Source organism: Pectobacterium polaris, assembly GCF_002307355.1.
GTDB lineage: Bacteria > Pseudomonadota > Gammaproteobacteria > Enterobacterales > Enterobacteriaceae > Pectobacterium > Pectobacterium polare.
In genome coordinates this window covers 662,386-687,084 of sequence record NZ_CP017481.1, presented here as the reverse complement: position 1 = coordinate 687,084, position 24,699 = coordinate 662,386, and the positions used below count along the sequence as shown (strand labels likewise).

The window sequence follows — 24,699 nt, the reverse complement described above, 5'->3', positions numbered from 1 at the left end:
GGGATAAGGAAATCGGGTTGAACATGGCTTATCACATCTGGCGGGTTGGAGTAGATATACAAAACGGCTTCATGCGCGCGCTGGCGGTTCAGCGCCGCCGCGATGGCTGGCAGCTTCGTCACTGGTGGCAATATCCGCTACCAGACGACACCTTGCGCACGGGTAGTCTACACCATACTGAGGCGCTTTGTGAGACCTTGCGAACATGGCGACGTTTACTGCCTGGACACATTTCGCTACGGGTGGGGTTTCCTGCTCAGTTGATTTTACAGCAGCATTTACCGATGCCTGACCAGCGTTTACAGGAGCCAGAGCGTAGCCTCTACATCGAAACTATGGCGGCTCGTAAGCTGCCGATCAGTAGCGAATCGCTGGCGATAGACTATCGGGAAGACCCGCAGATGCAGGGCTTGCTGCTGGTGACGGCCGCGCGCCGACAGGAGATTGATAAATGGCTGGCATGCCTGAATAGTGCAGGGTTGCACCCCGATGTGCTTGAGGTTTCAACCTGTGCGCTTCGGACGATGGCGCAGCGGGCTGGGCTTGAAGCTAACCGTCTGCTTTTGCATCGGCTGTTGGATGGCTGGCTGTGGGTTGCCCCGTTGAACCACGCTTTTCACTCGGGAGTGATACATCTTGATGAGCTGAATGACGAGGCTGATATCTTATCGGTTGTAAGCACTCGCTATCAGCATGATGTCGATGGCATAGCCTATTATTCTAGCGTCTCGCCCGATTTACCCCGCCAGCAGACTGATGTATTACAGCCGTGGTCGCCGTTAACGGTGTTTAACCATATGCAGCCGCCGTTGCCGAGTTTCCCCTCGGCTTTTGCGATTGCGGGTGGGTTGGCATTGCGTCCTGAGGATGCCTGACTATGCTGCTGATTAATCTTTTACCCTGGCGCAAAACCCTGATGCGCCAGCGGGCTCGTCGTTGGTTAGGGCTGCTGTGGCTACAGATGGGGTTGATGCTATGCCTTATCGCCGCGAGCTATCTGTTTTGGCAGCACAGGCAGCAACGTGCGCAGGATGAACTCAATGCGGTGCTGGCCCAACAGCAGCAACTGACGGCACGGTATCAACAAACGCATCAGGCGCGAGAAGCGCTGCGTCGCTATCTGGAACAGGAAAGCGCCGAGGCGATAGTCCAGCATGACAATCGTCGTAATCTCCATCTGTTAGATCAGATTGCTGGCATGATGCCCGCGCGTCTGTGGCTGACGGAGATCGCCGACCGCGGCTCGCATCTGCTGCTGTCCGGCGTGAGTGAAAACTATCACGATATCATTACGTTACAGCACGCGTTATTGCGCCATGTTTCCGTTGAGCGTGTACAGCTGCTGCATACGTCCCGAGAGCGCGGTGTGAATACCCAGTTGCGCTTTTCCTTTCAGGCCAACTGGCGTGATACGGGTGTTTCCTCACCGGGGGAAGACCATGATTAATCAAGCGATCGTGGCTCACGTTGTACTAAATCGACCTGGGCTAGTGAATAAACCGCTTTGGCAGCAGCTAGCGCTTCAATTGGCGTTTGTCGCTGCTGCTGGACTGTTAGCAGGCTGGTTCCTCATCGGTGAAGTACGGCAGGTTGTGATTGGCATAGAAGCGCAAACCGTTCAGGCGCGTCTGGATGTCGGGGAACTCCAGCAAAAACTGGATGCGATGCCGCTGCTCTCTTTGCTAAGCACGCAATTAGCGGAGAAAACTGCGCAAGACGATCCCTTCCAGCCTGACCGACTGGCACAGCTTATCGTTGAGCCTCTGTCGCAGGCGGGGGCTTCGCTGCTGTCCTGGCAGCCCGCTCCGCCTCATGCGGGAGCACCCCATCAGGAACGTTGGCAATTGGCATTTAGCGCGAATTACACGGGCGTATTGCAGGTGCTTCGTGCGCTGACGGCATTACCTTATGTGCTGCGAATAACACAACTGACCGTAAAGCCAGATGGCGCTCCAACGGCGCAGTCAACAGAAATACCACGGTTGCAGGTTGAGCTATCGCTAATCATGCCGGAGGCGGTGCCATGAGCCACATAACACGTTGTATCGCATTGATGCTGCCCTTCGTACCCCATAGCGTGCAGGCAGAAAAACTCGCAGAACGTATCGACCCTTTTCAGCCTCTGGCTGCGGCGCGTTGCCTGCCCTCAGCGACACTGCCAGCGTGGCAGCTAAAAGGCGTGATTGGCTCTGGTGACCGTTGGACTGGTTGGCTCACGCAGCCGGAGGTTGGCTGGATCAGGCTGACACGCGGCGAAACGATTCCCCCAGGGAATTGGCTAGTCAGTCAACTGGATAAATCAGGGGCCAAACTTGTCCCGACAGCGCATGAGGCAGGCTGTGACGGCCTGCCAGAGAACCTGCTGCTGGCTTCTCCGTTTATCACTAAGCCAGTGGAATAGGTGAAGTCTGCCTGACGACAGGTATTTTGAACGCAGTCGTTAGACAATTGTTCTTTGAAAACAACGTTGGCAACAGCGTATCTCGATAACAAGGAAGGTTATGAATATGAGGATGTTATGTCGGGTCGTGGCGTGGAGTGGGTTGCTTCTTCTCGCCGCGCCGTTTCAGGCCAGTGCGGAAAGTTCGGTATCGATGGCGTTTGAAGATTCACCGATACCTCGGGTGCTACAGGCGTTAGCCGATCACCAACAGCTCAATGTGGTGATCGCACCGGGCGTGACGGGGAATCTTAGCCTGAGGCTGGCAGATATTCCCTGGCAGCAGGCACTGGATATTGTTCTACGCATGGGGAAGCTTAGCGTCGAGCGTAACGGCAACGTGCTGATGGTTTTCCCTGCTGGGCACCTTGAGTCCTTGCAGAAAGAACGGGACGAACATGCAGCGGAACAGGCGCAGAAATTGCCGCTGCACAACCTTTCTGTCGCGTTGCAGTATGCTGATGTGACGGAAGTGGCGGCCAGCGTTCAGGCTCAGCGTGGGACATTGCTGTCTACGCGCGGCAGCGTAACCGTGGATAAACGGACGAACACCTTACTGATTCGCGATACGGAAGAGGCTCTGGCACAGCTCGAACCGTGGGTGAAAGAACTTGATCTGCCGTTAGCGCAGGTACAGCTGGCGGCGCATATCGTCACCATCAGCAGCGAGCACCTGCAGGCGCTGGGCGTGAACTGGGGACTGGGGGAAGGGGGCGCGGCGAACAAGGCACTCAGGCTGAATAATTTTAACGTTAGCCTGCCGGTGGATACGCCCACGATCAATGCCGGATTCCATTTGGCACGCTTGAATGGCCGCCTGCTGGATCTGGAATTAATGGCGCTGGAACAGGAAAGCCAGGTCGAAATTATCGCCAGCCCTCGTTTGTTTACCGCTCACCAGCAGACCGCCAGTATTAAACAAGGTACGGAAATTCCGTATCAGGTCTCCAGCGGAGCAAGCGGATCGACGTCTATCGAGTTTAAAGAGGCGGTATTAGGGATGGAAGTCACACCGGACATTCTGCGAGCCGGACGGATTACGCTGAACCTGAAAATCAGCCAAAACATGCCGGGGCAGACGATTAAGCAGGGCGATAATGGCGAAGCATTAGCGATCGATAAACAGGAAATCCAAACCCAAGTGACGGTCGCTGATGGAGAAACCATCGTTTTAGGCGGCATTTTCCAGCAGCAAAAAAAGAATAGTGACAGACAGGTACCAATATTGGGTGAGGTTCCCGTATTTGGTCATCTGTTCAGAAACCATACTCAGCAGCATACGCGACGAGAATTGGTCATTTTCATTACGCCGACGCTGATACCCGCGTCATCGTGAGTAAACCCAGGCGGGCTCTGACGTCGTACGGTATTTTTTTTTCGGATCGGGTGCAATATTTTGTCACGTTCGGCGCTTATGAGTTTGACGCTGCGGCGGATTTAGCTTACAAGGGTTAGCGAATTGAGCACTGAAGTGTTGTTCCACCGAAAATGTCGATAAAACATACTACATTGACCACCTGTGGTCGGTGTGACATTTTATTCGGTTGCCAAACTACCCTGAGTCTTGAGATAATTTTTTGTCTGATTCTCGCACTATCGCTCATGAGGTTTCAGTTTAGGTCCCGCCGCTGGGTTGATTGGCGGGGCGGGTTATCATTAACGAATTGTCTTAGTAATACCAAAAAACATGGCAGAGAAACGCAATATCTTTCTGGTTGGGCCTATGGGTGCCGGCAAAAGCACTATTGGCCGTCAGTTAGCTCAGCAACTCAATATGGAGTTTTTCGACTCCGATCAAGAAATTGAGCGACGCACTGGGGCTGATGTGGGCTGGGTATTCGATGTGGAAGGCGAAGAAGGCTTCCGCGATCGTGAAGAGAAAGTCATTAATGAATTGACGGAAAAGCAAGGCATCGTACTGGCGACAGGCGGTGGCTCAGTCAAATCACGTGAGACGCGCAATCGTCTTTCCGCGCGCGGCGTTGTCGTTTATTTGGAAACGACAATCGAGAAACAGCTGGCCCGCACGCAGCGTGATAAGAAGCGTCCGTTACTTCAGGTTGAAACCCCTCCACGTGAAGTATTGGAAGCGTTGGCGAAAGAGCGGAACCCGCTTTATGAAGAAATCGCTGACGTTACCATTCGGACTGACGAGCAAAGTGCCAAGGTCGTTGCTAACCAGATTATCAATATGCTGGAAAGTAACTAAGAGCATACCTTAATCCGCATTGAGCGGATCCTGAACGGGTTGTTTAACGAGCATGGAAAGAATTACCGTAACACTAGGGGAACGTAGTTACCCCATTACGATAGCCGCTGGATTATTTGATGATTCGGCTTCTTTTATGCCGTTGAAAGCGGGGGAGCAGGCCATGCTGGTGACGAACCAGACGTTGGCTCCTCTGTACCTTGACCGCGTTCGTGGTGTGTTGGAAAACAGTGGCGTGCATGTCGATCAGGTTATCTTACCTGACGGCGAGCAGCACAAATCGTTGACCGTATTGGATCAGGTTTTTACCGCGCTGTTGGCGAAACCGCATGGTCGTGATACGACGATTGTTGCCTTGGGTGGCGGTGTCATCGGCGATTTAGCCGGTTTTGCCGCGGCCAGTTATCAGCGTGGCGTCCGGTTTATTCAGGTGCCGACAACGCTGTTATCGCAAGTAGATTCCTCCGTCGGTGGTAAAACCGCCGTCAACCACCCGTTGGGTAAAAACATGATCGGGGCGTTCTACCAGCCCGTATCGGTCGTGATCGATCTGGACTGCCTGAAATCTTTACCTGCACGGGAATTGTCATCCGGGCTGGCGGAAGTGATCAAGTACGGCATTATTCTGGATCGCGATTTCTTTATTTGGCTCGAAGAAAACATTGAAGCCGTGCGTGCGCTAGAACATGACGCGCTGGCTTACTGCATTCGTCGCTGCTGTGAGATTAAAGCGGCGGTGGTTGCAGCAGATGAACGTGAAAGTGGTATGCGTGCGCTGCTCAACTTGGGCCATACTTACGGGCATGCCATTGAAGCAGAAATGGGCTACGGTAACTGGCTTCACGGCGAAGCGGTTGCAGCAGGCATGGTGATGGCTGCGCATACGGCACGTCGTCTCGGGCGGTTCTCCGCTGAGGATGTCGAGCGAGTCAAGTCTCTGCTGATTCGCGCTGGCCTGCCGGTGAACGGCCCGACGCAAATGACACCTGAATCCTATCTTCCTCATATGATGCGCGATAAGAAAGTGCTGGCGGGTGAGTTACGCTTGGTGCTGCCAACGGCGATTGGTCAATCAGAAGTTCGTGGCGGCGTCGCGCATGACATGGTGTTGGCTTCGATAGCTGATTGTCTTGCCTGATGCGTAATGCTATCGGGTTATGAAAGACAATCCGCTATGAAAGACTATCCATTATGAAATATAAGTATTAACGACAGACACGCCCTGATGGGTTATGGTTAATAAAATACAATGCGTTACGATTCAATGATTCGCCTTGGCGACTGCGTGGCGAATTCGAGCTTTTTAGTGGGGAGATGTTAAATGGATGAGTTCAAGCCGGAAGATGAGCTGAAGCCTGATACCAGTGACCGTCGACCTACTCGTCAGCAGAAAAGCAGCAACTTCGCGGTACCTAAGATCGCGCTTTCCAGACAGCACCTGATGATTGGCATCGGGATCGTGGTGCTGGTGTTGCTGATCGTGGGTATTGGATCGGCTTTGCAGGCACCTTCTCAGCCACAGACATCACAGACGCAGAATCAAGCGGGTGGTGAGCGAAATATCGATCTCTCTTCCTCGTCTGCAATGACCCAGAACGCGCAGCCTTCCTCACAGAGTGAAAGCCCTGCGGCCGTTTCCGGCGAGGCCAGTCATGGTCAAATGCCAGGGCAGGCGTCTTCTCAAACGCCGACGTCGCCTCAGACATTAAGTGCTCCACCGATTTCCGGTACGCCGACGGATGCACAGATTCAACCGCCGGTGGCAGGCCAGCAGCGTATTGAGCTGCCGGGAAATATCACCGATGCGCTGTCGCAACAGCAAGGGCGCGTTAGCGAATTCTCTCAGGGTGCGGCAGGAAACTCGACGCTGCCAACGGCGCCTGCGACGGTTGCTCCAACGGGGAAAACGCCTGCGGCGATATCCGCTAAAAATACGCACAATACGACGCCTGCACACGCTAGCAACGCTAAGCCTGCTGCGAACAGCGCGCCAAAAGCTCCAGTAGCAAGTAAACCTGCGACTAACGCAAAAGCAGCGCCTGCGGCGGCCGGACAGAACGTCTCCGTACAGAATGCGCCTGCCAGCAGTTTTACGTTGCAATTGAGCAGCGCGTCACGCTCGGATACGCTGAAAGCCTACGCAAAACAACATAATCTCGCCCATTCGTGGGTGTATGAAACGAAACGAGACGGAAAATCCTGGTATGTGTTAGTGACCGGAGTCTATGCTTCTTCTGCGGAAGCGAAACAGGCGATTGCCGCGTTGCCCGCAGAGGTACAAGCGAAAAAACCATGGGTTAAGCCGATCCGCCAGGTGAAGCAGGACTTGAATAAGTAACACCAATTTTAGCCCTGATGTGCTGTCTGACACAGAGTACAATCCGCGGCTCTGAAACGTATGAGTAACTAACGACGGCATGAAGAAGAACCGCGCTTTTTTAAAATGGGCTGGTGGTAAATATCCGCTGGTAGAAGAAATTCGTCGCTATTTACCCGCAGGAGACTGTCTCATTGAGCCCTTTGTTGGCGCGGGTTCCGTGTTTCTGAATACGGAGTACGACCGCTACATACTGGCTGATATTAATAGCGACCTGATTAATCTCTACAATATCGTTAAATCGAATACAGATGAGTTTGTTGCCGACGCCCGTAAACTTTTTACGGATGAGGTCAACACGTCAGAGACGTTTTATCTGCTGCGTGAAGAATTTAACCTTTGCAGCGATGCCTATCGGCGCGCGCTGCTGTTTCTCTATTTGAATCGCCACTGCTATAACGGCCTGTGCCGTTACAACATGCGCGGTGAATTCAATGTTCCTTTTGGGCGCTACAAGAAGCCCTATTTTCCTGAAGAAGAAATTCGCTGGTTCGCTTTCAAAGCGAAAAATGCCACTTTCGTCTGTGAGCATTATCAGGACACGCTGGAAAAAGCAGAGAAGGGATCGGTCATTTATTGCGATCCGCCTTATGCGCCGCTGTCTGCGACCGCGAATTTTACGGCCTATCACACCAATAATTTCAGTCGTGCCGACCAGCAGAGTTTGGCGCAATTGGCGCGCCGTTTGTCAGCAGAAAGCCAGATTCCGGTACTGATTTCCAATCATGACACGTTGTTGACCCGTGAGTGGTATCAGGAAGCTGTGCTGTATGTTGTTAAAGCGCGCAGAACGATTAGCCGTAATATTTTAGGGCGTAGTAAAGTAAACGAGTTATTAGCCCTATATCGGTAATACCGTTTGGGGTACACAGAGCGCGGTGAATCGGTTAATGCCGTCTGAGAAGCGTCATTAGCCGGGAATAGGTTACCCGCAGGCATTCAGACTTTATCGTTTGGAGAAATGAATGAAACCGTTTTTAATCGCGCCGTCCATTCTGTCGGCTGATTTTGCCCGTCTTGGTGAAGATACCGCTAACGTATTGGCTGCCGGGGCTGATGTGGTCCATTTTGATGTCATGGATAACCACTATGTGCCAAATTTGACGATTGGCCCGCTGGTCCTGAAATCCCTGCGCGATTACGGCATTACCGCGCCGATTGACGTTCACCTGATGGTGAAACCGGTCGATCGTATCATCCCGGATTTCGCCAACGCGGGAGCCAGTTTCATTACCTTTCATCCCGAAGCCACGGATCATCTCGATCGTTCACTGCAACTGATCAAAGATCACGGCTGCAAAGCCGGTCTGGTGTTTAACCCGGCGACACCGCTGAGCTATCTCGATTACGTCATGGATAAGCTGGATATCATTCTGCTGATGTCAGTTAACCCTGGATTTGGCGGCCAATCCTTTATTCCTAGCACGCTGGATAAGCTGCGTCAGGTTCGTCGTTTGATCGACGACAGCGGTTACGACATTCGACTGGAAGTTGATGGCGGCGTAAAAGTAGAAAATATCGGCGCAATTGCTGAAGCGGGCGCAGATATGTTTGTGGCGGGATCGGCTATTTTTGGTCATCCAGATTACCGTGCCGTCATTGATCAAATGCGTAGTGAAATTTCAAGGACGATACATGACTGAATTAACCGCAGTTCGCGGATTAGCTTTTGATTTGGACGGGACGCTGATTCACAGCGCTCCGGGTCTGGCGGCGGCTATCGATCAGGCCTTAGTAGCGCAGTCGTTGCCTGCTGCGGGTGAAGCGCGTGTCGCAACCTGGATCGGTAACGGTGCGGACGTGATGGTTGAGCGGGCGCTGCGCTGGGCTGGCGTTGAGCCAACTGCCGCACGCTTGCAAGAAACCCGTGAGCGATTCGATAGCTATTATGCGCAGACGGTGGATAGCGGCAGTACGCTGTTTCCACAGGTAAAAGAGACGCTGGCGCAGTTGGCGCAGCAGGGCATTCCGATGGCGGTGGTGACCAATAAACCCACGCCGTTCGTTGCTCCGCTCTTGGCAGGATTAGGGATTGGCGACTATTTTTCGCTGATCATCGGTGGCGATGACGTCATTGTGAAAAAGCCGCATCCTGCGCCGCTCTATCTGGTGCTCGGTAAGCTGGGGCTGCGTGCCAGCGAACTCCTGTTCGTCGGCGATTCCCGCAATGATATTCAGGCGGCACAGGCGGCAAGCTGCCGCAGTGTCGGCATGACGTATGGTTATAACTATGGTGAAGCGATCGAGCTGAGTCAGCCGGATGTCGTTCTGGATCGTTTTGCCGATATTTTGCCCCTGATCGGGCATTCTTCTTCACACAATCAGGAACCCTTAGTATGAGCAAGCCCATTGTATTTAGCGGTGCGCAGCCGTCTGGTGAATTGACCATTGGTAACTACATGGGGGCGTTACGTCAGTGGGTCAACATGCAGGACGATTACGACTGCATCTATTGCATTGTGGATTTGCATGCCATCACGGTACGTCAGGATCCGCAGGCGCTGAGGAAAGCGACGCTGGATACGCTGGCGCTGTATCTGGCCTGTGGCATCGATCCGAAAAAGAGCACCATTTTTGTTCAGTCGCACGTGCCTGAGCACAGCCAACTGAGCTGGATACTGAACTGCTACGCGTATTTCGGCGAACTGAGCCGCATGACGCAGTTCAAGGATAAATCCGCGCGTTATGAAGAGAATATCAACGCCGGTCTGTTTAGTTATCCGGTGCTGATGGCGGCGGATATCCTGCTGTACCAAACGAATCAGGTGCCGGTGGGTGAAGATCAGAAGCAGCATCTGGAGCTGAGCCGTGACGTCGGGCAGCGTTTCAACAGCCTGTATGGCGACATTTTCAAAGTGCCAGAACCGTTCATTCCGAAATCGGGTGCCCGCGTGATGTCTCTGCTGGAACCGACCAAGAAGATGTCCAAGTCTGACGATAACCGCAATAACGTTATCGGGCTGCTGGAAGATCCGAAAGCGGTGGTGAAGAAGATCAAACGCGCGATGACGGATTCCGACGAGCCACCTGTCATTCGCTATGACGTGGCGAATAAAGCTGGGGTATCCAACCTGTTGGATATCCTGTCCGGCGTGACGGGAAAACCCATCCCTGAGCTGGAGCAGGAATTTAACGGCCAGATGTATGGTCACCTGAAAGGCGCGGTGGCGGATGCCGTATCCGGTATGCTGTCTGAGCTGCAAGAACGTTATCATCGCTACCGTAACGATGAGGCTTTCCTGCAACAGATCATGCGTGAAGGGGCTGATAAAGCGAGTGCTCGCGCACAGGAAACGCTGAAGAAAGTCTACGACGCTATCGGTTTTGTTACCCGCCCGTAAGGCTTAATTACCGTCAGGAGGCTCTCTCCTGACGGTGTCCTGCTACTGCTTATCTAGTCCCTTCGAATCGACCTCTTATCCCTGTGGGATAGGTGCAAACACGTCGTCTGGAATCGGGTTCTCAAACGGTGTCTGCTGCAATCTTTCCTGATGGTCGGCTTTCGCCTGTGCAATTAGTTCGGGCGTGGCCAGCAGATCGATAGCCAGTGAGGCCATTGCTTTCGCTGCGTATTCCGTGCCTTTGTGTGCGGCCCCGGTTTTCCCCTGTGCGACCAACTGCCATGAATGCGCTGGCGTGCCGATGGCGTAAGTGGCGCTGCGAATCTGCACGGTTGGCACAACCCAGCTGACCGTTCCCACGTCGGTAGAGCCGATGAAAGCGTCATTCGGGCTATACAGCGGATAAATTCCGTCGTGCAGCGTTAAACCCGGCTGCGGTTTAACGCCGAAGCGTGCGTAGGATTCGGCGATGTCTTCGGCGCTCAGCGCGGTCTGGAACATTGCAGCCATTTTGCGGTCTTCGTCATCGAACGGTATCGGGCCGAGCGCCAGCAGATGTTCGTGCATACGCGCTTCCAGCGGCGGGTTTGCCAGCAGATTGGCATCACCGCTAATTACTTCGCTGCTGACTTCGGTTTCCGTCATCAGCGCCGCGCCTTCGGCAATTTTCTTGACGCGTTTGACCAACTGGTGCAGTTCCGGCAATTGACGTGCCCGTACGAGGTAACGCACGGTGGCGTTGGCCTGAACGACGTTCGGAGCGTGGCCGCCGCTGTCGGTAATCGCATAGTGGATGCGGGCGGAGGACGGCATGTGTTCGCGCATGTAGTTCACGCCGACGTTCATCAGTTCCACGGCATCCAGCGCGCTGCGTCCCAGATGTGGGCTGCTGGCGGCATGAGCTGCGCGACCTTTGAAGTAAAAATTCAGTTCGTTACAGGCCAGCGATACTGGGCTGTTAACGCCGGTGAAAGTCGCCGGGTGCCAGCAGAGGGCGATATCAACGTCGTTAAAAACGCCTTCCTTGACCATAAAACCTTTGGACGATCCGCCTTCTTCCGCAGGGCAGCCGTAAAAGCGCACGGTTCCAGCCAGTGCGTGCTTTTGCAGATAATCTTTCACTGCCGTCGCTGCTTGTAGCGCTGCGGTACCGAGCAGGTTATGTCCGCAGCCGTGGCCATTGCCACCGTTTTCCAGCGGTTTTGGTTCAGCGACATTCGCCTGCTGACTCAGACCCGGTAGCGCATCGTATTCACCCAGAATGGCGATAATCGGCAGACCTTCGCCGAATTCACCCAGCAGCGCGGTCGGCATGTCGGCGATGCCTTTCGTCAGCCGGAAGCCTTCTGCTTTCAGGATGGCTTCGTGCTGTGCCGCCGAACGATGCTCTTCGTAGTTCAGCTCCGGTGTATCCCAGATGCCGTCGCTCAGCGTACAGAACTGCTGCCGCTTGGCGGCAATCAGATCGCAGATCTCTTCCACGTTCTGGCGATTAACGGCCGGCAGCGTTCCTTCATTGTGTGTTGCATTCATGCGTGGTGTGCTCGTTTGATTTTTCTGATGGCATTGGCGAGGGGCGTGTCACAGCCAGTTAGCCATGACACGCGATTCAGCGATTGGGTAACGCTTAGAGCGGCGTGGTGTCCATGCCGAACCATTTTTCGCTCAGCTTTCTGATGGTACCGTCTTGTTTAGCCTGATCGATTGCCTTGTCGAACATGGCTTTCAGCTCAGGATCGCTTTTACGCAGGCCAACGGAAGAACCGCTGCCCAGAATGCCGCCGATGAACTGTGGCCCAGGCATCACGATGTTGTCATTGCCCGGTTTGTCCGTTGTGCTTTTCAGGTAAGGCGCGGAAGCGATAACCAGATCCACACGGCCTGCTTTCAGATCCAGATCGTGTTCCTGTGTGGTTTTATATTCGCGTACTTTCATCACGCCTTTCATGTATTTATCCAAAAAGGCGCTGGCGATAGAGGCGGACTGCACGCCGATGGTTTTGCCTTCCAGCAGCGGTTTCAGTTTCTCAACTTCTGCCAGCGCTTTCGCTTCATCGGCGGGTTCAATGGAGAAACGCACGCCCGCGTCTGGGAAATCTTTGGCGAGTGAGCTGGATTTCAGCACGGCGAAGGTCTGTCCTGCCTGCGTGTACGGCTGGCTGAAATCGATCACTTCACGGCGTTTTGCCGTGGCGGACATACCTGCAATGATCGCGTCATATTTACCCGCGTTCAGCGCAGGAATGGCACTGGCGAAGGGCTGAACCATGATCTCGCATTTCACCTGCATGTTGTTACACAGCACTTTGTACAGCTCGATCTCCATACCATCCAGAGTACCGTCTGGTTTGGTGAAGTTATACGGGTGGTAAGCGCCTTCGGTCGCGATGCGGACGGTCGTCCATTTTTTCTCTTCCGCTGAGGCGGTGAATGAGGCGGCCAGCGTGCCTGCCATACACAGCGAGCAAGCGAGCAGAGTGAGTTTTGATTTGATCATTGGTGTTCTCCCGGCGTGTTATATCGTTATATTTTGTTTATTTCCCACCACTGTCACGAGAGTGGTGGGGTTGTGTTTACCAACTGGCAATAAATTGCCGGAAGCGAGCCGACTGGCTGGCAGTGAAAACTTGCTCCGGCGTTCCCTGTTCTTCAATTTCCCCCTGATGGAGGAAGACGATGCGATTGGAGACTTCGCGGGCAAAATCCATTTCGTGGGTCACGACCAGCATGGTCATCCCTTCGTCCGCCAGCGTGCGCATGACGCGCAGCACTTCGCCGACCAGCTCTGGGTCGAGCGCGGAGGTCGGCTCATCAAACAGCATCACTTTCGGTTCCATCGCGAGCGCACGGGCAATTGCGGCGCGCTGCTGCTGACCACCGGACAAATGCGCGGGATAGTAGTGACGCTTATCCGCCAGACCGACTTTCTCTAACAGCTGCTCGGCGTGCTCCACGCACTCCGCCTGTGGACGCTTTAAGACGTGCACGGGCGCTTCGATGATGTTTTCCAGCACGGTCTTGTGTGACCAGAGGTTAAAATTCTGGAACACCATGCCCAACTGAGTACGAATTCTGTCGATCTGTTTGAGGTTCGACGGGCGGTTCTGCCCTTTGCGGTTCGGCTTCATTTCAATCGCTTCTCCGCCGACGATAATCTCGCCCTGATCGGGAAGCTCAAGCAGGTTGCTACAGCGCAGCAGCGTCGATTTACCGGAACCGGACGATCCCAGAATGGAGATGACTTCCCCCTGATTGGCCTCAATTGAAATCCCTTTCAGGACGTCCAGAGAGCCGAAGCTTTTATGAATGTTGCGCAGGCTAATGGCGGGTGTCGTCATTGCAGATCTCCCAATTTCTTAATTTTTTTCGCTGCCGGTTGCGCACCCGGCGCACGGAGATGAGGGGTAAGCGTAAATTCTGTCCACATCAGTAAACGTGTCAGAATAAGGTTAATAAACAGATAAATAGCACCGGCGACCAGGAACACTTCGAGCGCCCGGTAGGTTTCCGCAATGAGGCGTGCGGCGATGCCGGTGATTTCCATCAGCGTGATGATGGACGCCAGCGAGGTCGATTTGACCATCGAGATCAGCTCGTTGCCGTAAGCGGGGAGTGCCTGACGTATTGCCAGTGGAAAAACGATACGCTTGAAAATCATGAATGACGGCATGCCGCAGGCGCGTGCCGATTCAATCTGACCAACCGGAACGGACTGCAATCCGCCACGGATAATTTCACTGGCATAGGCACCGGTACACAGGCTGAGCGACAGCAGGGCGCACCAGTGCGGTTCCCGCAGGAATGGCCAAAGCATACTTTCCCGAACCCAGGTGAATTGCCCCAGCCCGTAGTAAATCAGGAACAGCTGAACCAGCAGCGGCGTACCGCGGAAAAACAGCACGTAGGTCCGGGCAATGGAGCGCAGTACGGCAAAGGATGACAGCTGCATCAACGCCAAGCCTAGCGCCAGAAAGAAGCCCAGAAAGACCGAGCTGACCGCCAGTTGCAGGGTTAACGGGATACCGGGAATAATCTCCAGAAACGTTTCGTACAGAAAAGGAAAATCCATCAGCGTTTCACACCCCGGGAATAATGAGACTCAGCACGGCGCATAATCCAGCCGGAACAGATTGAGATAACCAGATACAGCAGCGCGGCCGCCATGAAGAAATCAAACGGTTTGCCGGTAGAGCCTGCACCGGTTTGCGCCTGCGTCAATAGTTCAGCGACGCCAGTAACGGAAACCAGCGCGGAGGTTTTCAACACCAGCTGCCACACGTTGCCGAGTGGGGGGATCGCGTGGCGCAGCAGGAGCGGTATGATGATGCGGCGCAGGCGCAGTAGCGTTGGCATACCGCAGGCTTTGGCGGCCTCAATTTCCCCTTTGGACACGGCGTAGAACGCACCGCGGTAGACTTCCGTCTGCTGCGCGCCGGAGGAAATGCCGACGGCGATTACCCCGGCGAGGAAGCCAGGAAAGCCAAAGAACTCATTGCTGCCAAACAGTTTGGCGAGCAGGGTTAACGCAGAGCTGCCGCCGAAATACAGCAGGTAGATGATGAGTAGATCGGGGACGCCACGGATAAGCGTCGTGTAGCCATCAGCCAGATAGCGCACGGGGCGATTGCCGCAAATTTTGGACCAGGCACCGATCGTGCCGATCACCGCCCCCAGCAGGAAGCCGCCGATCGCCAGTGCGAGCGTCATTCCTGCCCCGATGAGTAATAATTTCCCCCAGCCCTGTTCACCAAAACTGATGAGCTGCCAGAAAGTAACGTCTTCCACAAGTGACTCCAAACTGCTTGCTTATTGTTCTGCTGAACAGAACTGTTTTTGTGATGAGAGGACTACATACTCCGTTCAGGAACGAGAGTAGAAATACGTCATGACGCGATGTATCACCTTTCAATATGGACTCATTCGATGAGGCACTAATTTCGATAACCCGCGTTTCGATAACCCGCGTTTCGATAAACCATGTTTCGATAAACCACGATGGCTTGACGATGAAATCGGTTCGATAGGAACGATTCAGAGGTCGTGCCGCGAATCTATTAGAAAGCTAAGCAATAGTCGGGCCACGTTTTACGTAAACGATTATTGATTATTTATTCATATAGTCTGCTTATTAATGGGTTTTGTTTTAGTCAAAATAAGGCAGATGTGGCCTGCGGTAAAGCATTAAAGTGACATTTTGTAAGGGAGTATGTTCAAAATAGTGCATTGTTATGCTATTTGGCGGGGCATTGCATTATGATGGTGCAATAACCGCTATCCGGCAGAACGGATAGCGGGTGAGTGGGGTGGTAGGGAGAGGATTATGCTGTCTGGTCAGAGAACCAGCTCAATTTTTCCCGCAGCCCGACAACGTTACCGATGATGATCAAACTCGGGCTGCTGGCCTTCTGTGCTAATTCGCCCAACTGGGAGAGCTGTCCACTCAGCACGCGCTGTTTGGTTGAGGTGCCGTTTTCGATAATCGCGACAGGCACGGTTTCCGGTAACCGCTGCTCGATGAGCTTACTTTGAATGTGCTCAGCCTGCTGAAGACCCATGTAAAACACCAGCGTTTGTTTTTCCGCTGCGAGGCTGGACCAGTCCAGATCGGTGTCGTGCTTGACGTGTCCGGTGATCAGCCTGACGCCCTGTGAGTGATCGCGATGGGTGAGCGGAATACCGCTGTAGGCTGAACAGCCCGACGCGGCCGTAATTCCGGGGACGACGGAGAACGGGACGCCTGCCTGTTGCAGGTGCTCCAGCTCTTCGGCACCACGGCCGAAGATAAAGGGATCGCCGCCTTTCAGCCTGACGACCCGATGCCCAGCGCGTGCCTTTTCTTCCAGCAGCTGATTGATTTGATCCTGAGGAACGCTGTGATAGCCAGACTCTTTACCTACAAAGATTCGCTCGGCGTCGCGGCGTGACAGGTTGAGGATCTCTTTCGATACCAGTCGATCGTAAACGACGATGTCGGCCTGCTGGAGATGCTGTAGGCCTTTTAACGTCAGTAATCCTGCGTCGCCCGGCCCGGCGCCGACTAACGTCACCTCACCCCGGTCATCGAGCGGCGCGGAGAAAAGCAGTTCGGTCAGTTGGTTAACGCTCTGACTATTGTCGTTTGCCAGCGCCTGCGCCAGCCGATCGTGTACGAAGAGTTTTTCCCAGAAGCGACGGCGCGCGCTCATATTGCGGAACCGGCTTTTGACCCGACTGCGCAACTCGCCTGCGTATGTCGCTAGCTTACCGAGATTTTGCGGCAGAATACTTTCCAGTTTTTCCCGCAGTAGCCGAGCCAATACCGGTGCAGCGCCGCCAGAAGACACCGCGACCATCAGCGGTGAACGGTCGATGATCGACGGCATAATGAAGCTGGCGCGTTCTGGTGAATCCACCACGTTACAGAAAATCCGGCGCTCGCTGGCGCTGGCATAGACATGGTTATTAACGTCCTGATCGTCGGTAGCGGCAATCACCAGCCACACCGCGTCCAGTAACGTGGGATCGAAAGTGCCGTGTACCAGCGTTAATTGAGCATCCTGCTCCCACGCCCGAAATTGATCGTTAAAATCGAGTGCATTGACGGTAATCACTGCGCCAGCATCCAGCAATAGCCGGGCTTTACGCTCGGCTATTTCACCCCCTCCTACCAATAGACAAGGTTTATCGTGCAACTGACAGAATATTGGTAGGTAATCCATGTAACGCCTCTTAAAAACTCAGGTTATTAGGGTAATGGTTGGCTATTATCAACCGCGATGTCACGGTCTGCGATGGATATTTGCACATTACCGTTTGTTACCTGAGTATCATAAGCTGCAACAGAATAGGCTCCATCCTCCAGACAGAAGCCATCATAAAGGCGGAAATGCTGTTTTTTCAATGGGCTTGCGACCCAAAGATCGTCCTGATGCTCGCCCACTATCCCGCGACTTAATACGCTAGCCTGCGCGAATGGGTCGATATTACTGATGGCGTAAACCTGCTCATCGTTACGTGGGCGGAACACGGCAACCTGTTGCTGCTCGACGAGGGCGCAAACGCCAGTGCCGGGCAGGATGTCGTCTAACTTACATACGGTCGTCCACTGGCTCATGCGTTTTCCTCCTCTAACTCAATCTGTTTCACCGGAATGCGCTCGGCAGGGCGCGCCGGACGGTGTTGTTGACGTTCACCCACCATCTGCACATTCGGGTCACGCTCTGGGCTGTTAATGAAGTGGGCAAAGCGTTTCTGTGCATCTGGATCTTCCAGCGTCGCCTGCCATTCGCAGAGGTAACCTTCCCGCAGACGTGCGATATCGGCTTCAAGCTGATCGTTAATGCTCAGTTTGTCTTTCACAATCACATTACGCAGATAGTCGATACCGCCTTCGAGATTATCCAGCCAGACGGACGTACGCTGGAGCTTATCGGCTGTGCGGATGTAGAACATCATGAAGCGGTCCAGATAGCGGATGACCGTTTCGCGGTCTAAGTCGGCTGCCAGCAGGTCGGCGTGGCGCGGCTTCATCCCGCCGTTGCCGCATACATAGAGGTTCCAGCCTTTTTCGGTGGCGATAATCCCCACGTCTTTACCCTGTGCTTCTGCACATTCCCGCGTACAGCCGGAGACGCCAAATTTCATTTTGTGCGGGGTGCGGATGCCTTTGTAGCGGTTTTCCAGCTCGACGCCAAAGCCCACGCTGTCGCCGACGCCAAAGCGGCACCAGGTGCTGCCGACGCAGGTTTTTGCCATACGTAACGCCTTGGCGTAAGCATGACCGGTTTCAAATCCGGCTTCGATGAGCTGAGCCCACACGTCAGGCAGGTCGCCTTTCTGTACGCCGAATAGCGCCATGCGCTGAGAGCCGGTCATTTTGGTGTACAAGTTATATTGCTTCGCGATGCGACCAATGGCGATCAGGCCATCTGGCGTGATTTCCCCGCCTGCGGAGCGTGGGATCACAGAGTAGGTGCCGTCTTTCTGGATATTGCCGAGGAAGTTATCATTGGAATCCTGCAATGGCGTGTGCTGCGGTTTGAGCACGTACTCGTTCCAGCAGGAAGCCAGCAGGGACGCGGCGGTCGGTTTACAGACCTCACAGCCGTAGCCTGAACCGTGTTTCTCCAGCAGTTGATCGAACGTTTTGATTTTTTCGATTTGGATCAGGTGGTACAGCTCCTGACGCGAATAGGCGAAGTGCTCACACAGGTGATTATTGACTTCGATCCCCTGCTTGCTGAGTTCTGAATTTAACACCTGCGTCAGCAGCGGGATACAGCCACCGCAGCCCGTACCGGCTTTGGTGGTTTCCTTAAGCGCCGCGACGGTATGACAGCCGCCGTTAATTGCTTTGATGATGTCGCCTTTGGACACGTCGAAGCAGGAGCAGATTTGCGCACTTTCCGGCAGAGCATCGACACCCAGCGTCGGTTTCGCACTGCCAGCGGACGCAGGAAGAATCAGCGCTTCAGGAGAATCCGGCAGCGGGATTTTGTTCAGCATGAATTGCAGCAGGTTGCCGTAATCCCGCGTGTCGCCGACCAGTACGGCACCGAGCAGCGTTTTATTGTCGGCGCTGACGATCAGGCGTTTGTAGGTTTCTTTATTTTCATCCAGCCACATGTAGCTGCGAGAGCCCGGCGTATGGCCGTGTGCATCACCAATCCCGCCGACATCGACGCCCATCAGCTTGAGCTTGGCGCTCATGTCGGCACCCTGGAAGCGGTTTTCATGTCCTAACAGGTGGTCGACGGCAACCTGCGCCATCTTGTAGCCGGGTGCGACCAGACCAAATGGTCGGCCATGCCAGGCGGCACATTCACCGATAGCATAGACGTCCGGGTCGGAGGTTTGGCACCAGTCGTTAATCGCGATACCGCCGCGTGGGCCGATTTCCAACGCACACTGACGCGCCAGTTTGTCCTGTGCGCGGATACCGGTAGAGAACACGATAAAGTCGACTTCCAGCGTGCTGCCGTCGGCAAACACCATCGTTTTGCGGTTTTCCAGACCGGAATGCTGAATGGCCTGCGTATTCTTGCTGGTGTGCACACGCACACCCATGTTTTCAATCTTGCGTTGCAGCAGGGCGCCGCCCTGTGCATCCAGCTGTTCGGCCATGAGCACCGGCGCGAACTCAATAACGTGCGTTTCCACGCCAAGGTGTTTCAGTGCGCCAGCCGCTTCCAGACCTAATAAACCTCCGCCGATCACCGCGCCGCGTTTGCTACGGCGTGCACAGCTTTCGATGGCGTTCAGATCTTCAATGGTGCGGTAGACGAAACAGTCTTGCCCGTTTGATCCTTTGATTGACGGGATCCACGGATAGGAGCCGGTTGCCATGATTAACTTGTCGTAATACACGGTACGGCCGGAATTGGAGTGAATGGCTTTTTCACTGCGGTTGATGGTGATGGCGCGTTCACCGAGCAGGACTTTAACACCATTTTTTTCGTAGTAGCCTTCGCGTACTAAAGAGAGCTCTTCTACCGTGTGGTGCGCGAAGTAAGAAGAGAGGTGGACACGATCGTAGGCGACGCGGGGTTCTTCACAAAAAACGGTAATATCGTAGGTGGACGTTGGGGCCTTATCCAGCAACTCTTCGATAAAACGGTGGCCAACCATCCCGTTACCGATAACAGCGAGTCTGACTTTGTTCATTTTTGCCTCAAAATTGCTTCTTCTGAGGTTACCTTATCGCTCCACAGTGGGCGCTTATTGATGTACATCAAATAGTCTTTTATATACTACTTTATGAGTATGTTGATGATTTTACTTATTTTTTCTTAAGCCTTGGTTTTTGTTGGGGTTTTAGCGATTAGCAAAAATGAGACCTATAGCACGCTTTTGGTCAGAAGCCGACTGATTAGCGGCCAATCCGCTATCAGAGTAATCGTCCCCCTCGTCAATCATTCACGTTCCTGAGCGCTTAAAAATAAAACTAAGGGATTATCCATTTGTTTAATAAGGATATGAAATGTTCTGGTGATAATGCTCACAAGGTTGTGTGCAATTGCACAGTTATCGGCGACATAATTTCGTCATATGGAAGAAATTGCCTAATGACTAACGGCGTCGCAACCTTAATAATTGAAAATAAAACAGCATTTTTTTTTAATTAGCACGCTATTTCTTTTTCTGTGACGTTGATCGACTTATGAGGCCGTACCAGAAAAATAGCGATGTTTTTTATCGACAGGACCAACACAGTTAGTGAAGTTATTCTTTAATTATTTATGTGGCTTACATTCGTCATCGTGTACATGAGTTGTGTTAAACATCAAGGCAGGTAACAACGTGAAAATAGAATCAATTGATGTCACCGTCTTCACTTATCCCACACGCCGGGTTTCCGACAGTGCGGGTCATTCACACCCGGGACCTGAAAATCAGGCCAAGATGGCGCTGTTAACCATCACGGCAGATGATGGGCAAAAAGGCTACGCTTTCGCTCCGCCGGAAGTGATTCGTCCTCATATCGTTAATGCTTTCTTCCGCAAAGTGCTGATCGGGCAAAACCCGTTCGACCGTGAGCGCCTGTGGCAAGATCTGGTGCACTGGCAACGCGGTAGCGCCAACCAGCTGACCGACCGAGCGCTGTCGATTGTGGAATCCGCACTGTGGGATCTGCAAGGTCGCGTGCTGAATATGCCGGTGCATAAACTGCTCGGCGGCTATCGTGAAAAAGTCCCTGCTTACGGCAGCACCATGTGTGGTGATGAGCTGGAAGGCGGTTTATCTACGCCGGATGAGTTTGGTCAGTTTGCAGAAAAACTGGTACAGCGTGGCTATAAAGCCATCAAGTTGCATACCTGGATGCCGCCGGTGTCATTCGCGCCTAGCCCGAAGATTGACGTACAAGCCTGTGCGGCAGTCCGTGAAGCGGTCGGCCCGGACATCTGTCTGATGCTGGATGGTTATCACTGGTACAGTCGTAGCGATGCGCTGTACATCGGCCGTGAACTGCAAAAGCTCGATTTCACCTGGTTTGAAGAGCCGATGGAAGAACAGAGCATGGCGTCTTACAGCTGGCTGACCAAGAGCCTGGATATCGATGTTATCGGGCCGGAAAGTCTGTCAGGCAAATACTTCAGCCGTGCTGACTGGGTTAAAGAAGGTGCATGCGACATTTTACGTGCGGGCGTGCAAGGCGTGGGCGGTCTCTGGCCGTGTATGAAAGTCGCGAGCCTGGCAGAATCCTTCGGTATGGACTGCGAAATTCACGGTAACGGTGCACCAAACCTCAACGTCGTTGGCGCTATCAAAAACTGCCGCTGGTATGAGCGCGGACTGCTGCATCCTTTCCTCGATTACGACGAACCTGCTGCTTATCTGAATTCGATTGTCGATCCAATGGACGACGAGGGCTTTGTGCATCTGCCGCAACGTCCAGGGTTGGGAGAAGATATTAATTTTGACTGGATTGAGGAGCATACCCTAAGTAAAGAATAACGTTTTGTTCTAATGGTTTTTTGTTCTACCTGAAAGATAGCCTTACCTAAAAAATAAAAAGTTGTCGTCTTCCATGCTCCCACACCTTGGAGAATAATGATGAAAGCACGAGCAATACTCCGTACCCTGCTGTTAGGTTCACTCTGCATGGCCGCCACGCCGGCCATTCTATCGGCAAAAACCCCTGACGATCAGCTGATCGTGGGGATGAACATGAACAACATGCTCTCACTCGATCCGGCCGCCATGACCGGTAACGAAGTGGTGGGCATTATCGTCAACCTCTATGACTCACTGGTGGTGCTGGATCCCGCCAACCTGAGTAACATCCAGCCTTCTCTGGCGAAAAGCTGGAGCGTCAGTGATGATGGGAACGTCATTACCTTCAATCTGGTGGATAACGCCAAATTCCATTCCGGTAACCCCGTAACGGCGCAAGACTTCGCCTGGTCGATGAAGCGTCTGCTTAACCTCAACATGGCACAGGCCACGACGTGGAAATCCTACGGCTTCACCGCGGAAAACGTGGAGAAAATGATCCGCGCCAAAGATGCTCACACCGTTGAAATCGAACTGCCAAAACCGAACGATCCAAAACTGGTGCTCTACTCGCTGGCGACGCTGGGTAGCGGCTCGGTGCTGGATAGCAAAACGGTGATGCAGCATGAGAAAAACGGCGACTGGGGTAACGGCTGGCTGACCACGAACGAAGCCGGTTCCGGCCCGTTCAAGCTGGACGTGTGGCAGGCGAAAGACGTGCTGCGTATCAGCAAGGTTGAGAACAACTGGCAGGGCGACGCGAAAATGCGCCGCGTGATTTTCCGTCACATGACTGAATCACAGGCGCTGCGCCTGATGATTGAAAAAGGCGATATTGACGTTGCTTCTGGCATGTCGGTGCCGGATATCAATGCATTGAAACAAGATAAAGACGTTGTGGTTGATGAGGTGAAAAAAGGCACGTTGTACTACGTTGCAATGAGCCTGAAAAACGAATACTTCGCTAAACCGAAAGTGCGCGAAGCGGTTCGTTACCTGATTGATTACGATGGCGTCAATAAGACGGTAATGCCTGGCTATGGTTTCTATCATCAGCGCCCTATCCAGAAAGGGATGGATGCGACGCTGCCGGATCCTGGCTACAAGCTGGACGTGCCACGCGCCAAGGCACTGCTGGCCGAAGCGGGCTACCCGAATGGATTTGAAACCACGCTGCGTGTCCTGTCCGATCAGCCATTCCTGAATCTGGCGACGTCGGTACAGTCCACGCTGGCACAGGCGGGCATCAAAGCCAAAATCATCTCCGGCACCGGTAATCAGGTTTACGGCGCAATGCGCGATCGTAACTTCGATATGCTGGTTGGCCGCGGCGGTGGCGGCGTCGATCCGCATCCTCACTCCAGCCTGCGTTCTGTTGTCTATAACCCGGATAACAGCGACGAAGCCAAACTGACCAACTTCCAGGGCTGGCGCACGTCTTTCTACGACAAGCCTCTGAACGACATGATCGATCAGGCGCTGTTGGAGAAAGACCCTCAGAAACAGAAGCAGATGTATATCAACGTGCAGAATCGTTATGAAGAACTGTTCCCGGCCATCATTCCGGTGTCGCAGATGATCGATTCTGTGGTGTTGCGTAAGGACGTGAAAGGCTATGTGCCGCATCCGTCTTCTACGACGCATCTGCGTGAGGTGTATAAGCAGCGCTAGTGTCCACACGTTAAACCGGATGATTAGCCGATACGTTCCCGGCTAATCATCCCGATCAGATACGTTAAAAAGAGATGACCGCGTGAGTGGTGGTTTGCTGTCGCCGCTCACCGGGATATCAGGAGAAAGAACATGGTTTTCTCTGATTGGATCAAGCCGGGTGGAGTACTGCGTCGTTTGGCAAAACGTCTGTTTCAGGTCGTCGTTACGCTGTTCGGGTTATTAATCCTGACCTTCGTGATCGGCCGCGTGATGCCAATCGATCCAGTCCTGGCTATTGTCGGACAGGATGCCGACCAAAGTACCTATCAACAGGTTTACCAACAGCTGGGGTTGGATAAGCCGCTGTATGTGCAGTTCTTTATTTACTTCAATTCACTGATGCATGGAGATTTGGGCAATGCCCTCCTGACCGGGCGACCGGTAATGGATGACATTATTCGCGTTTTCCCTGCCACCATCGAACTTGCCACCATGGCGATTATCGTCGGTGCGGGTCTAGGCATACCACTCGGCGTGCTGGCTGCGGCGCGACGCGGCAAGTGGGCGGATTATGTGGTGCGTTTTATCAGTCTGGCCGGTTATTCCACGCCAATATTCTGGGTCGGGATGATGGGGCTGCTGGTGTTCTATGCCTGGCTGAACTGGGTTGGCGGTGCCGGACGGGTTGATATGGCCTACGACGGCCTGGTGGAGAACCGTACCGGTCTGCTGCTGGTGGATTCACTACTCGCAGGCGAGTGGGATGTATTCCGCAGCGCGCTGAACCATCTGGTGTTGCCAGCCACGATTCTTGGTTTCCACTCGCTGGCTTATATCAGCCGTATGACGCGTAGCTTCATGCTGGCGCAGCTTTCGCAGGAATACATCATTACCGCGCGAGTGAAAGGGCTGTCTGAGTTCCGCGTTGTCTGGGCGCACGCGTTTCGCAATATTCTGGTTCAGCTTCTGACGGTGGTGGCGCTGGCGTATGGCTCGCTGCTGGAAGGGGCGGTACTGATCGAAACGGTCTTCTCATGGCCTGGCTTTGGCTCCTATCTGACAGGCAGCCTGCTGCTGGGGGATATGAACGCGGTTATGGGATGTGTGCTGCTAGTCGGGTTGATCTTCGTGACGCTTAACCTGCTGTCGGACATGTTGTATCAAATCTTTGATCCGAGGACGAACGCATGAATATTTCCTCTGAGCC

The 24,699-nt window shown here is 53.6% G+C and carries 23 protein-coding genes; 15 read left to right on the top strand and 8 right to left on the bottom strand.

Translation table 11 applies throughout. The features are described 5' to 3' along the window. Positions 1-23 precede the first annotated feature (23 nt). From pilM to trpS, 12 genes are all read left to right on the top strand, one after another. Positions 24-875, top strand: a complete 852-nt coding sequence (pilM, locus tag BJJ97_RS03140; RefSeq protein ID WP_095993033.1) for a type IV pilus biogenesis protein PilM — start codon at positions 24-26, stop codon at positions 873-875. 2 nt (positions 876-877) lie between these two features. Continuing rightward, positions 878-1,447 (top strand): PilN domain-containing protein, encoded by a 570-nt coding sequence (locus tag BJJ97_RS03135; protein ID WP_095993032.1) that lies wholly within the window; start codon positions 878-880, stop codon positions 1,445-1,447. Beyond that, positions 1,440-2,027 carry a hypothetical protein gene (locus BJJ97_RS03130; protein WP_095993031.1) on the top strand — a complete coding sequence of 196 codons (588 nt, stop codon included), beginning with the start codon at positions 1,440-1,442 and terminating at the stop codon, positions 2,025-2,027. The genes BJJ97_RS03135 and BJJ97_RS03130 overlap by 8 nt, the downstream gene beginning before the upstream one ends. Further along, the gene (locus BJJ97_RS03125) at positions 2,024-2,401 is read left to right on the top strand and encodes a HofP DNA utilization family protein (RefSeq protein ID WP_095993030.1); all 378 of its coding nucleotides are present in this window, start codon (positions 2,024-2,026) and stop codon (positions 2,399-2,401) included. The genes BJJ97_RS03130 and BJJ97_RS03125 overlap by 4 nt, the downstream gene beginning before the upstream one ends. 100 nt (positions 2,402-2,501) lie before the next feature. Next, positions 2,502-3,776: a DNA uptake porin HofQ gene (gene hofQ / locus BJJ97_RS03120; RefSeq protein ID WP_095993029.1), complete on the top strand. Its 1,275-nt coding sequence runs from the start codon at positions 2,502-2,504 to the stop codon at positions 3,774-3,776. A 351-nt stretch (positions 3,777-4,127) separates the two neighbouring features. Next, a complete protein-coding gene (gene aroK / locus BJJ97_RS03115) occupies positions 4,128-4,649 on the top strand; it encodes a shikimate kinase AroK (RefSeq protein ID WP_005969451.1) in 522 nt (173 codons plus the stop codon). Between the two features lie 52 nt (positions 4,650-4,701). Continuing rightward, complete coding sequence (aroB, locus tag BJJ97_RS03110) at positions 4,702-5,787, top strand: 3-dehydroquinate synthase (protein ID WP_095993028.1); 1,086 nt, start codon at positions 4,702-4,704, stop codon at positions 5,785-5,787. Between the two features lie 183 nt (positions 5,788-5,970). Beyond that, on the top strand, positions 5,971-6,987 hold the full coding sequence (locus BJJ97_RS03105) for an SPOR domain-containing protein (protein ID WP_095993027.1): 1,017 nt from the start codon (positions 5,971-5,973) through the stop codon (positions 6,985-6,987). 79 nt (positions 6,988-7,066) lie between these two features. Further along, positions 7,067-7,879, top strand: a complete 813-nt coding sequence (dam, locus tag BJJ97_RS03100) for an adenine-specific DNA-methyltransferase (RefSeq protein ID WP_039484628.1) — start codon at positions 7,067-7,069, stop codon at positions 7,877-7,879. A gap of 112 nt (positions 7,880-7,991) precedes the next feature. Then, on the top strand, positions 7,992-8,669 hold the full coding sequence (gene rpe / locus BJJ97_RS03095) for a ribulose-phosphate 3-epimerase (RefSeq protein WP_039484625.1): 678 nt from the start codon (positions 7,992-7,994) through the stop codon (positions 8,667-8,669). Then, positions 8,662-9,366: a phosphoglycolate phosphatase gene (locus tag BJJ97_RS03090; RefSeq protein WP_095993026.1), complete on the top strand. Its 705-nt coding sequence runs from the start codon at positions 8,662-8,664 to the stop codon at positions 9,364-9,366. Before rpe ends, BJJ97_RS03090 begins: the two co-directional genes overlap by 8 nt. Further along, positions 9,363-10,367, top strand: a complete 1,005-nt coding sequence (gene trpS, locus BJJ97_RS03085) for a tryptophan--tRNA ligase (RefSeq protein WP_095993025.1) — start codon at positions 9,363-9,365, stop codon at positions 10,365-10,367. The genes BJJ97_RS03090 and trpS overlap by 4 nt, the downstream gene beginning before the upstream one ends. 75 nt (positions 10,368-10,442) lie before the next feature. On the opposite strand, the gene BJJ97_RS03080 is transcribed toward trpS, so the two are convergent. The 8 genes from BJJ97_RS03080 to nirB all read right to left on the bottom strand — a co-directional run bounded on the left by BJJ97_RS03080 (position 10,443) and on the right by nirB (position 20,009). Further along, complete coding sequence (locus BJJ97_RS03080; RefSeq protein WP_095993024.1) at positions 10,443-11,900, bottom strand: M20 family metallopeptidase; 1,458 nt, start codon at positions 11,898-11,900, stop codon at positions 10,443-10,445. 94 nt (positions 11,901-11,994) lie between these two features. Continuing rightward, on the bottom strand, positions 11,995-12,864 hold the full coding sequence (locus BJJ97_RS03075) for a transporter substrate-binding domain-containing protein (RefSeq protein ID WP_014701663.1): 870 nt from the start codon (positions 12,862-12,864) through the stop codon (positions 11,995-11,997). Positions 12,865-12,940: 76 nt separating this feature from the next. Further along, positions 12,941-13,705 (bottom strand): ABC transporter ATP-binding protein, encoded by a 765-nt coding sequence (locus BJJ97_RS03070; RefSeq protein ID WP_095993023.1) that lies wholly within the window; start codon positions 13,703-13,705, stop codon positions 12,941-12,943. Beyond that, positions 13,702-14,436 carry an ABC transporter permease gene (locus BJJ97_RS03065; RefSeq protein WP_010277633.1) on the bottom strand — a complete coding sequence of 245 codons (735 nt, stop codon included), beginning with the start codon at positions 14,434-14,436 and terminating at the stop codon, positions 13,702-13,704. The genes BJJ97_RS03070 and BJJ97_RS03065 overlap by 4 nt, the downstream gene beginning before the upstream one ends. Continuing rightward, on the bottom strand, positions 14,436-15,152 hold the full coding sequence (locus BJJ97_RS03060) for an ABC transporter permease (protein ID WP_039484611.1): 717 nt from the start codon (positions 15,150-15,152) through the stop codon (positions 14,436-14,438). Before BJJ97_RS03060 ends, BJJ97_RS03065 begins: the two co-directional genes overlap by 1 nt. Before the next feature lie 533 nt (positions 15,153-15,685). Further along, positions 15,686-17,065 carry a siroheme synthase CysG gene (cysG, locus tag BJJ97_RS03055; protein ID WP_095993022.1) on the bottom strand — a complete coding sequence of 460 codons (1,380 nt, stop codon included), beginning with the start codon at positions 17,063-17,065 and terminating at the stop codon, positions 15,686-15,688. Between the two features lie 26 nt (positions 17,066-17,091). Next, on the bottom strand, positions 17,092-17,460 hold the full coding sequence (gene nirD, locus BJJ97_RS03050) for a nitrite reductase small subunit NirD (RefSeq protein WP_039484605.1): 369 nt from the start codon (positions 17,458-17,460) through the stop codon (positions 17,092-17,094). Beyond that, a complete protein-coding gene (gene nirB / locus BJJ97_RS03045; protein WP_095993021.1) occupies positions 17,457-20,009 on the bottom strand; it encodes a nitrite reductase large subunit NirB in 2,553 nt (850 codons plus the stop codon). The genes nirD and nirB overlap by 4 nt, the downstream gene beginning before the upstream one ends. Before the next feature lie 636 nt (positions 20,010-20,645). On the opposite strand from nirB, the gene BJJ97_RS03040 reads away from it, so the two are divergent. The 3 genes from BJJ97_RS03040 (at position 20,646) to BJJ97_RS03030 (ending at position 24,683) form a co-directional block, all read left to right on the top strand. Continuing rightward, the gene (locus tag BJJ97_RS03040) at positions 20,646-21,800 is read left to right on the top strand and encodes a mandelate racemase family protein (RefSeq protein WP_095701978.1); all 1,155 of its coding nucleotides are present in this window, start codon (positions 20,646-20,648) and stop codon (positions 21,798-21,800) included. A gap of 99 nt (positions 21,801-21,899) precedes the next feature. Further along, positions 21,900-23,510 (top strand): ABC transporter substrate-binding protein, encoded by a 1,611-nt coding sequence (locus tag BJJ97_RS03035; protein ID WP_039484600.1) that lies wholly within the window; start codon positions 21,900-21,902, stop codon positions 23,508-23,510. 132 nt (positions 23,511-23,642) lie between these two features. Then, positions 23,643-24,683: an ABC transporter permease gene (locus BJJ97_RS03030; protein WP_039484597.1), complete on the top strand. Its 1,041-nt coding sequence runs from the start codon at positions 23,643-23,645 to the stop codon at positions 24,681-24,683. The last annotated feature ends 16 nt before the right edge of the window (positions 24,684-24,699 follow it).